This window comes from Alkalicella caledoniensis (genome assembly GCF_014467015.1).
Classification (GTDB): domain Bacteria; phylum Bacillota; class Proteinivoracia; order Proteinivoracales; family Proteinivoracaceae; genus Alkalicella; species Alkalicella caledoniensis.
In genome coordinates this window covers 617909-629617 of sequence record NZ_CP058559.1, presented here as the reverse complement: position 1 = coordinate 629617, position 11709 = coordinate 617909, and the positions used below count along the sequence as shown (strand labels likewise).

Sequence of the window (11709 nt, the reverse complement as noted above, 5' to 3'; positions counted from 1 at the left end):
TGTGATAACAGGAATAAATATCGATAATATATAACAGTGATCAAATATCCACAAATACATATACAGTTAAGTCCCAGTGGGGCTAAAAATGTCCACGTTATAACAAATAAAAGTGAAGGGAATATCCCTTCACTTTTATTTGTTGAGTGTGACCTTGAAGATAGCTCCACTATCTGAAGGTTCCAGCTTTAAAGAGCCCCCATGTAAAACCACTAAATGTTTAGCAATGGACAACCCTAGTCCTGCACCGCTTCCCTTTGAAGTACGAGACTTATCAGCTTTGTAAAAACGTTCGAATAAGTGGGGGGCATCTTCGGGAGAAATACCAGGCCCATCGTCAGAGATTTCTATTTGGACATCCCTACCACAATATCTTATTTCAACATCGATCTTTGTATTTGCATGCCTTATTCCGTTATCTAAAAGATTCATGAATACTTGCTTTAGCCTATTTCTATCTCCTACTATGACCAACTCATTTGGGCAATCGATCTCAAAGCCAATGCTTCGTTCTTTAAATAGGGGATTAAGTTGTGAAAGACATTCTTTTATTAAGTCAACCACACTAAAATAATCCTTGTGTAGCTCTACTTGCCCTTGTTTGATTCTTTCTAGGTCTAAGAGATCATTTGTTAAGCTTATGATACGCTTGATTTCCTTAACAGTTATTTTTAGATAGTGGTCCTGTTCGTCCTTTTCTATGACCCCGTCTAACATGCCTTGAATAAAACCTAAAATTGAAGTCAGAGGTGTCCTTAATTCGTGGGATACAGTGGTCAGGAACTCTCGTCTATGCTCTTCTTGCTTAGCAAGTTGCTCACCCATATAGTTAAATGAAGATGCCAACTGTCCAAGCTCATCTTCATTATCCAAATAAACCTTTATAAATGTGCCTGAAGCCATGGATAAAGCCGCTTTGTTTATCTTGGTAATGGGTCTAGTAAAGTTTTTAGATACAAAATACAGGATAAAAACTGTAATAATGCTTCCTATGGCTCCCACAAACCATATGAGCTTATTGATGGAACTAACAACTTGGTTTATATCGTGACTTGGCTGACTGACTACCATGGCTCCAACTACTTCGTCGTTGTATTTTAAAGGTAGGAAAAGGTTTAAAGCAGATTCACCAGTGATATTAGATCGCCACACTTCCCGTACAGTTTGATCCTTAAGGGAGCGGTTCAGTTGAGGTTTAAGAGACTCATCTAAGCTACTTAGTCTCCCCATATGTGGGGCTATACCACTTACTAAAGAATTTGAGTTAAAAACTATTTTTCCGTCGGGTGCAACAACTAAAACAACTGAATTAGTAGATCTAGTAAAAGTTCGAACACTCACTTGAAACTCCAAAATACCTAGTTGCCCTATATTGTATTGTTCATATACATCGGCAAATTCAATGGCGGTGTTTTCTAGGCGTCTAAACTCATCTATATAGTAGAATCTTTGAAAAGCGTAATTTAAGAAACCGGACATTAACATAAGAATTAAAGTTAATATACCTGCGTAAATCACTATCAGCTTTGAAAAGAAGCTGCGTTTGAACATTAATCCTTCACCTCAAATTTGTAACCTACTCCCCAAACAGTAGCAATCATCCACTCTTGATGATCTGGGACCTTTTTTCTAAGTCTTTTTATATGTTCATCTACTGTTCGCGTATTTCCCATATAGTTATAATCCCAAATTCTCTCAAGTAGATATTCCCTAGTAAAGACTCTATTGGGATTACTAGCTAAGAAAAATAAAAGCTCGATTTCCTTTGGTGATAACTCAACTGGTTTTCCCATAAGAAGAACTTTATAAGAAGTTAAATCAATACTTAGATCTGTATAGGCAATAAACTTATCGTTGATTTCTGTATCAGGATCGTTTAACTTAGACCTCCGCAGGGCAGCCTTAACCCTTACAACAAGTTCCTTAGGTTCAAAGGGTTTGACCACATAATCATCTGCTCCCAATTCAAAACCTACGATTTTATCAACTAAGTCATCCTTTGCAGTGAGCATAATTATTGGCAAATCACTTAGCTTCCTTATCTCCCTACAGACATCTAACCCACTGATTTCAGGAAGCATTAAGTCTAGAACCAATAGGGCAGGTTTATGCTCTTTAAAAGCTTGTATGCCATTACTACCGTCATGAACTGTTATAGTGTTATAACCCTCCTTGTTTAGATATAACTTAACGACCTCGCAAATATTTGGATCATCGTCAACAATAAGAATCTTATTATTTTCCACAAAAAGTCCTCCTTAAAAATGACCAAAATTCAATGTTTCCACAAGCATTAAGGTTCCATTGAATGGTGACCATACAGTATTGCTTCATAGTCAATGTGTCTCAAATTGTAAGCCAAAAACATCTAATAATTTAAATATACCACTATATATAAGTATTTGCACATTTATACCTTCAATATTTACTTTTTGTTTACACTTGGAGTCTATTAAGTATACAAACTTAGTAGACTTCTTTACTGATCAGAAGAATTATTTTTTTTTTAATCATTTTTGTAACATAAAATTAACATTAGCAACCTTGAAATTACAAGAAAAATACAGAAAAGCAAGGGTTGTATGTGAAAGTGATATCAATCTTTTAATGCAGAATTTTCTTGACATTTAGACAAATCACGAACTATAATCAACACATAAGATGGTCAGACCATCAGAGGACATGTACATATTTGTATACAATGTGTAAAATACACATTAGTATAAATATAAAAAAAGGGGGAAGTTTTTTAGAAATTTGTAGGTTAAAAAAAAGGGAAGAGGAGTGTTGTTAAAAATGGAGATAGTTTATGCCTTACTGGCCGTTATTCCAATACTAGTAACAATCGTCCTTATGACAAAGTTCAACATGCCAGCTAAAAAGGTTATGCCTATCAGCTGGGGGATAGCTGTAATTCTAGCTGGATCTGTTTGGAAGATGGATTTCCAATGGTTATCGGGAGCTACAGTTTTCGGATTTTTGTCTGCATTTAATATTTTAATAATCGTATTTGGTGCAATCTTAATGATGAATACTCTAAAAAACAGTGGAGCTATTAAATCTATAAACAAAGGCTTCCACGGTATTACAACAGATAGAAGGATTCAGGTAATAATCATTGCTTGGTTATTTGCGGCCTTCATAGAAGGAGCTGCAGGATTCGGTACACCAGCAGCACTTGCAGCACCATTACTTGTAGCCCTAGGCTTCCCGCCATTAGCTGCAGCCATGGTAGCATTGATAGGAAATAGTACTCCAGTGTCTTTTGGTGCAGTTGGAACTCCAATTAACGCTTATGCAAACTTAGTTCCGGCAGAAACATTAGCTGGAGCTGAATTAACAGCTGCAGAGTTTGTTAAAAATGTTGGTGTTTGGTCGGCTATACCACATGCAATTGTAGGTACATTCTTACCGTTATTAGCACTATGTATGTTAACAAAGTTCTTTGGTGAAGAAAAAAGTATTAAACCGGCACTGAAAGCTGCACCTTTTGCAATTTTCGCAGGTCTTTCATTTACTGTACCTTACCTGTTTGTTGCTACAGTATTTGGTCAAGAACTTCCTTCTCTTGTAGGTGCTGGAGTGGGTATGGTATTAGTACTTTTAGCAGTCAAAGCTGGCTTTTTAGTACCTAAGGATTCATGGGATTTCCCAGCTAAAGAAAACTGGGAATCAGACTGGGGCAGCCCTGCTGATGAAGATGCTAAATCCACAAAGGATGAAAAGGTTATGCCACTTTGGTTAGCATGGCTACCATATGGTCTAATTTTAAGTATACTTGTTATAACACGCTTGCCTGCAACAGGTTTAAGCACACTCTTAAGAGGAGAAGCTTTTACCATAGGCTGGAACAATGTATTAGGTACTTCCCTAAACTATAGCCTACAATACCTATGGTCACCAGGAATTCTTCCTTTCACCCTAGTAGCTATCTTAACCATATTCCTTCACGGAATGAAAGGTGAGGCAGTTAAGACTGCTTGGGGAAACTCAATTAAACAGGTTATTCCTGCAGCTATTGCATTAGGATTTGCTGTTGCTTTAGTACAGGTAATGATACAATCAGCTAACAACACAGCTGGTATTGATGGCATGATGCTAGCCATGTCAAATGCTACTGCTAGCATATTCTCTGGAGCTTGGCCACTGTTCTCACCTTTCATTGGAATCTTAGGTTCCTTTATGTCAGGTAGTAACACTACTTCTAACGTACTATTTGGTAGTTTCCAATACGGAGTTGCTGAGAGCTTAGGAATATCTCGAACTATTATCCTTGGGCTTCAAGCAGTTGGTGGAGCTATCGGTAACATGGTATGTGTACACAACGTTGTTGCTGCTTGTACAACAGTAGGAATATTAGGAGTAGAAGGTAAGATTATTAGAAGAAATGTAATTCCAGCAGCTATATATGCAATATTAGTTGGTATTGTTGGATTTTTAGCGATTTATGTCTTCGCTACAGGAGTATTTTAAAATAAAAGCTATTTTAACTTAACATTTACAATCCCCTCTATTTCCTATACAATTAGAATATTAAAAACAAATATTCTTCATAAAGAAAATAGAGGGGGGAGTAACATGTTTCGCCCAATAAAGGATGTAAAAGTATACGAACATGTAATAGAACAAATTAAGAACATGATTATGACCGGAGAACTAAAAAGAGGAGATAAGCTTCCATCTGAAAGGGACCTAGTTGAACAACTACAAGTTAGTAGGGCATCTATTCGAGAAGCACTAAGTGCACTTCAAATAATAGGCCTTATAGAAAGTAGACATGGCGAAGGAAATTTTATAAAGGAAAAGCTAGATCAAAACTTTTTAGAGCCCCTATCCATATTGTTCTTTTTGGAGAAAACTTCTCCTACAGAAATCTTAGATTTTAGGCTTATATTGGAGGTTAACAGCGCAGCCTTAGCTTCAAAAAACGCAACTCCAGAACAAATCTTAGAGCTTCAAGCTGTAGTCCAAGATCTTGAAAAATATAGAATGGACGAGAACTTAAATATAAAGCTCGATAAAAAGTTCCATTACACCATAGCGAAAATTTCCGGTAATAGATTGCTGTTCAACATATTGAACACTATTTCCGATCTAATTGATACAAGCATTACTTATACTCGTAGTAATATACTTATGGATCCAAAAAATCTAGAAATACTTATTGAACAACATAAAGGTTTGTTCTCTGCTATTGCAAAGGGAGATGCAGAATTGGCATCAACTCGCATGAAACATCACTTAGATTATGTAAATAAGTGTATGATGGAGCAAGAGGAAAATAATCTACTACAAAATGAGTAGATGATAATATTTCTTTATCTAATAAAAATCTAATATAAATCTAATATAAATATAATTTACTAGTAACTCTCTAATACTTCTAATAGCTTTTCAACATTTACTTTTTGTGAGAAGCTATTAGAAACATAAATTTTTTATTTGAACTGGTCAGACCATCAGACAGGAAAATGTTGAAAGGGAGGGTGTAAAGAATGGCAAAAATAAAGATTCCTTATTCTACAACGTTTGTGGATGCTGAGATTCCAGATGAAAACCTAATTGCAGTGTTAGAATCAAAGGCCCATCATTTTGTCCCAGATGTAAATGAAGAGCAACTAGTTGAGAGGGCTTTAGATAACCCTATTGATAGTGAAAGTTTAGAAGAGTTGGTCAAAGGTAAGAAGAATATGGTCATTATTACTTCAGACCATACAAGACCTGTGCCCAGTAAAGTAACTTTGCCAATAGTTCTTAGAAGAATACGTAAGGTTAACCCAAATATTGATATTACTATACTTATCGCTACTGGGTTTCATAGGGCCACAACCCATCAGGAAATGTTAAACAAGTTTGGTGAAGAAATAGTAAATAATGAGAAATTAGTAAACCATGTGAGTTGGGATAAGCACGACATGAAGTATGTTGGCATCTTACCTTCTGGTGGAGAATTGTGGCTAAATAAATTGGTGATGGAAACAGAACTGCTTATTTCAGAAGGATTTATCGAACCGCACTTTTTTGCAGGTTTTTCTGGAGGAAGAAAAAGCGTCCTTCCTGGGGTAGCAGGTAAAGAAACAGTTCTTGCTAACCACTGTTCTGAGTTTATAGCAAGCCCTCATGCTAGAACAGGGATATTGAACAATAACCCTATTCATAAAGATATGATTTTTGCAGCTGAACAAGCTAAACTGGCGTTCATACTAAACGTAATTATAGACGCAGATAAAAAGATTATCCATGCAGTTGCCGGGGATCCACAAAAAGCCCACGAAAAAGGGTGCGAATTTGTTACTGAACTTGCAGTTGTTGAGAAAAAACCTGCGGATATAGTGGTAACTTCAAACGGTGGTTATCCCCTTGACCAAAATATATATCAGACAGTTAAAGGTATGACGGCAGCTGAAGCAAGTTGTGCTGAAGGAGGAGTAATAATTATCCTTTCAGCCTGTAACGACGGTCATGGAGGCGAAGCTTTTTATAAATATATGGCAGAAGCGTCTAGCCCCCATGAAGTTACTAAAAAGGTATTACAAATCCCAAGGGATAAGACACTTCCTGATCAATGGGAGTTCCAAATATTAGCTAGGATACTAGAGAAACATACAGTATTTATCGTAACAGATCAGTGTGATAAAAATATGATTGAATCAATGCACATAAAACATTCGTTTACCTTTGATGAAGCCTTACAAAAGGCTCTTGAAATAAAGGGAGAAAAAGCTTCAATTACTGTTATACCAGATGGAGTTTCTGTTATAGTGAAATAATCCAAAAAAGGGGAGGAGAAAAGTAATGAAAATTTTTGTTTGTGTTAAACAAGTACCTGAGACTAACCAAGTAGAAGTTGATGAAAATGGTTCTTTAGTAAGAGATGGCGTCGAGTCAAAAATGAACCCTTACGATCTTTATGCTTTAGAAACAGCTTTAAAATTAAAAGAAGAGTTAAATGGTGAACTTACTGTTTTAACAATGGGGCCACCACAAGCTGAAGTTGTTATAAAAGAAGCTTATATGATGGGTGCAGATGAGGGGTATATCCTATCTGACCGTAAGTTTGCAGGTGCAGACGTGCTAGCTACATCTTACACTTTATCTCAAGGAATTAAGGCTATTGGCCAACCAGATATAATCATCTGTGGTAAGCAAACAACAGATGGTGATACAGCACAAGTAGGTCCTGCAATTGCAGAATACCTAAACATGCCTCATGTTGCATGGGTAACTAAGATTTTAGAAGTAGATGATAAAGGAATTGCTGTAGAAATGGATATGGCTGATACTGTAGAGACAGTGAAAATGAGCTACCCATGCTTAATCACTGTAGAAAAAGGTATCTTCCAACCAAGACTACCATCCTATAAAAGGAAATTAGCTACAAAGGATCGTCCAGTTGTTATGAAAACTTTCGCTGATTACTTCGATCAAGATACTAAACGCTACGGTCTAAGCGGTTCACCTACCCAGGTTGAAAGAATTTTCAATCCAGAAAGTAACGGTGAGAAGGTAGTTTGGGAAGGTAATGGAGAAGAGCTAGCAGGCAACATGTTTGGAAAACTAAAAGAGTTAAAATTCGTATAGGAGAGGATGGGGAAGATATGTCATTAGTAGTAAACCATAATAAGTGTACACTATGTGAAGTTTGTGTTGGAACTTGTCCTTTCAACGCTATTGTAACTGAAAATGGACAAATCGCTTTTACTGCAGCTTGTAAGATGTGTAAAATTTGTATCAAAGGCTGTCCACTAGGAGCAATTGGTATCATTGATGAAGTAAGAGCTGAGATAAATAAAGATGAGTGGAAAGGTATCATGATCTACGTGGAGCATGTAGAAGGTAACATCCACCCAGTAACTTTTGAACTTATAGGTAAAGCTAGAGAACTAGCAGCTAAAATTAACCACCCAGTTTATGCCCTATTCTTAGGACATGAAATAACTAAACAAGCCGATGAGTTATTAAAATATGGTGTTGATAAAGTGTTTGTATATGACAACGCAGAACTTGAACACTTTAGAGTAGATTCTTATACAGCTGCTTTTGAAGACTGTGTAAAAAATGTTAAACCAAGTACAATCCTTGTAGGTGCAACTTCAGTTGGACGTTCACTGGCTCCAAGAATTGCAACTAGATTTAGAACTGGTCTGACCGCTGACTGTACAGTTCTTGATGTTAAAGAAAACACTGACTTAGTACAAATTAGACCTGCTTTTGGTGGTAACATCATGGCTCAAATTATTACACCAAATCACCGTCCACAAATGGCTACAGTTAGATATAAAATCATGGACACAGCTGAAAAAGTTGAAAACATAACTGGTAAAGTAGAAGTTTGTGATATTGCAGTGGAAAAATTAGCTTCTCAAATAGAAGTACTAGGTGTTCACAAAAAAGAAGTAGTACCTGGAATCAATGATGCAGAAGTACTAGTTGTTGCTGGTAGAGGTATTAAAGAAGAAAAAGATATGGCGATGGTTAAAGAACTAGCTGACCTTTTAGGTGGTCAAATAGCTGTTACCCGTCCTTTGATAGAAGCGGGCTGGGGTTCACACAACCAACAGATAGGTTTATCTGGTAGAACAGTAAGACCGAAATTACTTATTACTTTAGGGGTCTCTGGTGCTGTACAGTTTACTGCTGGTATGGGTGGAGCTGAAAACGTATTTGCAATTAACAATGATCCAAATGCTGCGATTTTCAATGTTTCTCATTACGGAATTGTTGGTGATATCTACGAAGTCATTCCTAAGCTTATAGCTAGCATTAAAAATGGCGCAGATATCTCTGAGTTAGTAGGCTAAAAATTCAAAGGAGGGAAAATAAAATGGCTTATCAAAAAGTTACACAAAAGGATATTGATTTTTTAATCAGCATTACTGCTGCAGATAGAGTATACTCAGGTGATCAAATCAACGACGATTTCACCCATGATGAAATGCAAGAGTATGGTAAGTTTATGCCAGAAGTTGTAATTGAAGCTATAAGCACTGAAGAAGTTTCACAAATAATGAAACATGCTCATGCTAATAATATCCCTGTAACCCCGAGGGGGTCAGGTACTGGTCTTTGTGGTGGTGCAGTTGCAATCCACGGTGGAATTATGCTATCACTGACAAAAATGAATAAAATAATTGAAATCGATGAAGAAAACCTAATGGGAACAGTTCAAGCTGGTGTTTTACTAATGGAGTTCATCAAGGCTGTTACAGAAAAAGGTCTTTTCTATCCTCCAGATCCAGGTGAGAAAAGTGCTACAATCGGTGGCAACGTAATGACAAACGCTGGTGGTATGAGGGCTGTTAAGTACGGAGTTACCCGTGATTACGTTAGAGGTATGAAGATCGTACTTGCTAACGGTGAAATCCTTGAAACCGGTGGTAAAGTTATAAAAAACAGTTCTGGCTACAGTATCAAAGACATGATGGTAGGTTCTGAAGGTACCCTTGGTATTGCCACAGAAATTACTGTAAGGTTATTACCACTTCCTAAAAAAGCTGTTTCTTTACTGGTACCATTTGGAACATTGGACCAATGTATCGAAACTGTACCACATATCCTTAGATCAAGGTCTACTCCAACTGCAGTTGAATTCATGCAAAGGGAAACAATTGAAAATGCTGAAGAGCATTTAGGTAAGCAGTTCCCAGACAAGTCTTCAGATGCTTACCTACTATTAAGCTTTGATGGTAACAGTACTGAAGAAATCGAAGGTATCTATGACGAAGTTGCCCAACTTTGCTTATCAAAGGGTGCACTTGATGTGTTTATTTCTAACACTCAAGAAAGACATGAGTCTATCTGGTCAACAAGGGGTGCTTTCCTTGAGGCAATCAAAGGATCTACTCCTGAAGGTCTAGATGAGTGTGATGTTGTTGTTCCAAAAAATAGAGTTGCAGATTTCGTTAAATTCTGTGCTGAACTTAACAAAGAATACGGTGTAAGAATAAGACAATTTGGTCATGCTGGAGACGGGAACCTTCATGTTTACTGCTGTAAAGATCAACTTTCAGATGATGAGTGGAAACCAAAGGTTGAAGCTATCATGCAAAGAATGTACGATAAAGCTATTGAGCTTGAAGGTCAAGTATCAGGTGAGCACGGTATCGGACATGCGAAAGTTGGCTTCCTAGGTGAGTCAGTAGGAGCTCCTGTGATGAATATACTAGAAGGGGTTAAAAAAGCCTTTGACCCTAAGAACATCCTTAACCCAGGGAAAGTAGTAAACAGATTCTAATATATAATATAATACAAAGAAAGAGGCCCAAACAATTGGGCCTTTTTTGATACCAAAGAAAAAAATGTAATTCTTACAAGTATTTTATTGCTTTTTCACACCACATTCGAATTTCATCATTGACATCTTCAGGTAACTCATATAATCCATACCAACCCATGGCATCGCTTTCGTCATTACTAACAAATGAATTATTCCCTTTAACAGTCGCGAAGTACACCAGGTCAATGTGCTGGTGGTTTTCTTCTATGTCTTCAACCTGTATTCCCCGGGGAATGACAAGTTGATGGGGATAATCTACATTCAGACCTTTGTCACCAATAAGCACCACATCAAGGCCTGTTTCTTCTTTTACTTCACGGACTGCTGCAGAATCTGGCAGCTCGTTGGGGTCAATATGTCCACCTGGGGGAAGCCACATGTTTAGCTTTCTATGCCTCAAGAGCAGTACCTTACCATGATATACAATAAATACTGCAACAGTGAAATGCCTATTCACTTACCCGCCTCCTAAACCAATAGATTAGCAAGGCTGCCATGGCAACACCAATAGAGTCAATTATCACATCTGTATAAACACCATGCCTACCAGGTACCAATGTTTGATGATATTCATCACTAATGGCATAGATGACACTAAAAGCTACGGCCCAAAGTAATGGTCTTCCTGATACGTAATAAGGAGAATATTTAGAAAAGGCCCAATAGGCCAGAAGTGTTAAGATAAAATATACAAAGCCGTGACCAACCTTTCTAATCCAGAAATCGTTCTGAGCTAGAAAATCTGTAATTTGAGGGAGTTCATCTCCCAATAATCTTTGAAATAGCCCCGGCGAATCTAACTGTGTCTGTGAAGACCCTGTAAAAATAACCACCATCCAAAGGAATAATAAGCCCCACGCTATACTCCCTTTTACAAATGTACTCATTTGCATGTTGAACAGCTACCTTTTGAACAAGGGCCACAATTAGACCCACTACCCCCAGGGACAGTTGGGGCAGAAAAGGTGGAGAGCTTTCTTACTAACCCTTTATAATTACAACTTGGGCAAATAAGTTCAGAACCGTCTTCCCCAAATTTGCATATTTTTTCATCAACATTATTACATCTAATACATAAAAACTCGTAAATAGGCATAAAAACAACTCCTTTAATCTTACAATATATAACCATTTTATACCAAGCAGGTATTGTTATGCAATTAGTTGAGATTAAAATCAATGGCTAAGGAATTAAAGTACTTTTACCACTACCTTACACTAAAAAGCTCTACACTATAAAAAGCAAACTTAGGGGAATTTATGCTGTGGCTAAGCCTTAAAATTTTATACCCATCCCTTAGAATTTATGTAAGACTGTGGATAAAAAAGTAGGTCTTTTAATAAGTTAGTCTCGGACCATATATTGCCAAAATTTATTGCACGGCCTAAATAAGCTACATCATTCTGTCCCTCACGGAAAGGCTTAAAGGATT

The 11709-nt window shown here is 37.1% G+C and carries 11 protein-coding genes; 6 read left to right on the top strand and 5 right to left on the bottom strand.

All coding sequences use genetic code 11. The annotated features are described in order from the left end of the window. Nucleotides 1-135: 135 nt before the first annotated feature. The gene (locus HYG86_RS03185) at nt 136-1551 is read right to left on the bottom strand and encodes a HAMP domain-containing sensor histidine kinase (RefSeq protein ID WP_213167502.1); all 1416 of its coding nucleotides are present in this window, start codon (nt 1549-1551) and stop codon (nt 136-138) included. Beyond that, nucleotides 1551-2246, bottom strand: a complete 696-nt coding sequence (locus tag HYG86_RS03180; protein WP_213167501.1) for a response regulator transcription factor — start codon at nt 2244-2246, stop codon at nt 1551-1553. The genes HYG86_RS03185 and HYG86_RS03180 overlap by 1 nt, the downstream gene beginning before the upstream one ends. Nucleotides 2247-2796: 550 nt before the next feature. On the opposite strand from HYG86_RS03180, the gene HYG86_RS03175 reads away from it, so the two are divergent. The 6 genes from HYG86_RS03175 to HYG86_RS03150 all read left to right on the top strand — a co-directional run bounded on the left by HYG86_RS03175 (nt 2797) and on the right by HYG86_RS03150 (nt 10234). Then, nucleotides 2797-4473, top strand: a complete 1677-nt coding sequence (locus HYG86_RS03175) for an L-lactate permease (protein WP_213167500.1) — start codon at nt 2797-2799, stop codon at nt 4471-4473. A gap of 105 nt (nt 4474-4578) precedes the next feature. Further along, a complete protein-coding gene (locus HYG86_RS03170; protein WP_213167499.1) occupies nt 4579-5304 on the top strand; it encodes a FadR/GntR family transcriptional regulator in 726 nt (241 codons plus the stop codon). Between the two features lie 191 nt (nt 5305-5495). Continuing rightward, nucleotides 5496-6770 (top strand): nickel-dependent lactate racemase, encoded by a 1275-nt coding sequence (gene larA / locus HYG86_RS03165; RefSeq protein WP_213167498.1) that lies wholly within the window; start codon nt 5496-5498, stop codon nt 6768-6770. 25 nt (nt 6771-6795) lie between these two features. Beyond that, a complete protein-coding gene (locus HYG86_RS03160; RefSeq protein ID WP_213167497.1) occupies nt 6796-7581 on the top strand; it encodes an electron transfer flavoprotein subunit beta/FixA family protein in 786 nt (261 codons plus the stop codon). Nucleotides 7582-7598: 17 nt separating this feature from the next. After that, nucleotides 7599-8801: an electron transfer flavoprotein subunit alpha gene (locus HYG86_RS03155; protein WP_213167496.1), complete on the top strand. Its 1203-nt coding sequence runs from the start codon at nt 7599-7601 to the stop codon at nt 8799-8801. 23 nt (nt 8802-8824) lie between these two features. Then, the gene (locus HYG86_RS03150; RefSeq protein ID WP_213167495.1) at nt 8825-10234 is read left to right on the top strand and encodes an FAD-binding oxidoreductase; all 1410 of its coding nucleotides are present in this window, start codon (nt 8825-8827) and stop codon (nt 10232-10234) included. A gap of 73 nt (nt 10235-10307) precedes the next feature. Here the strand turns inward: HYG86_RS03150 and HYG86_RS03145 are convergent, their stop codons facing one another. From HYG86_RS03145 to HYG86_RS03135, 3 genes are read right to left on the bottom strand one after another with little or no spacing between them, the layout of a single operon-like run. After that, the gene (locus HYG86_RS03145) at nt 10308-10733 is read right to left on the bottom strand and encodes an NUDIX hydrolase (RefSeq protein WP_213167494.1); all 426 of its coding nucleotides are present in this window, start codon (nt 10731-10733) and stop codon (nt 10308-10310) included. Continuing rightward, entirely contained in the window at nt 10726-11163 is a 438-nt protein-coding gene (locus tag HYG86_RS03140; protein WP_281391318.1) for a VanZ family protein, read from the bottom strand. Before HYG86_RS03140 ends, HYG86_RS03145 begins: the two co-directional genes overlap by 8 nt. After that, a complete protein-coding gene (locus HYG86_RS03135; protein ID WP_213167492.1) occupies nt 11160-11372 on the bottom strand; it encodes an FmdB family zinc ribbon protein in 213 nt (70 codons plus the stop codon). Before HYG86_RS03135 ends, HYG86_RS03140 begins: the two co-directional genes overlap by 4 nt. Nucleotides 11373-11709: the final 337 nt, after the last annotated feature.

What these genes read in the sequence shown, in the direction of transcription:
- HYG86_RS03185 (WP_213167502.1), bottom strand. Translation starts at nt 1,551, where the DNA reads ATGTTCAAACGCAGCTTCTTTTCAAAGCTGATAGTGATTTACGCAGGT.
- HYG86_RS03175 (WP_213167500.1), top strand. Translation starts at nt 2,797, where the DNA reads ATGGAGATAGTTTATGCCTTACTGGCCGTTATTCCAATACTAGTAACA.
- HYG86_RS03170 (WP_213167499.1), top strand. Translation starts at nt 4,579, where the DNA reads ATGTTTCGCCCAATAAAGGATGTAAAAGTATACGAACATGTAATAGAA.
- larA (WP_213167498.1), top strand. Translation starts at nt 5,496, where the DNA reads ATGGCAAAAATAAAGATTCCTTATTCTACAACGTTTGTGGATGCTGAG.
- HYG86_RS03160 (WP_213167497.1), top strand. Translation starts at nt 6,796, where the DNA reads ATGAAAATTTTTGTTTGTGTTAAACAAGTACCTGAGACTAACCAAGTA.
- HYG86_RS03155 (WP_213167496.1), top strand. Translation starts at nt 7,599, where the DNA reads ATGTCATTAGTAGTAAACCATAATAAGTGTACACTATGTGAAGTTTGT.
- HYG86_RS03150 (WP_213167495.1), top strand. Translation starts at nt 8,825, where the DNA reads ATGGCTTATCAAAAAGTTACACAAAAGGATATTGATTTTTTAATCAGC.
- HYG86_RS03140 (WP_281391318.1), bottom strand. Translation starts at nt 11,163, where the DNA reads ATGAGTACATTTGTAAAAGGGAGTATAGCGTGGGGCTTATTATTCCTT.
- HYG86_RS03135 (WP_213167492.1), bottom strand. Translation starts at nt 11,372, where the DNA reads ATGCCTATTTACGAGTTTTTATGTATTAGATGTAATAATGTTGATGAA.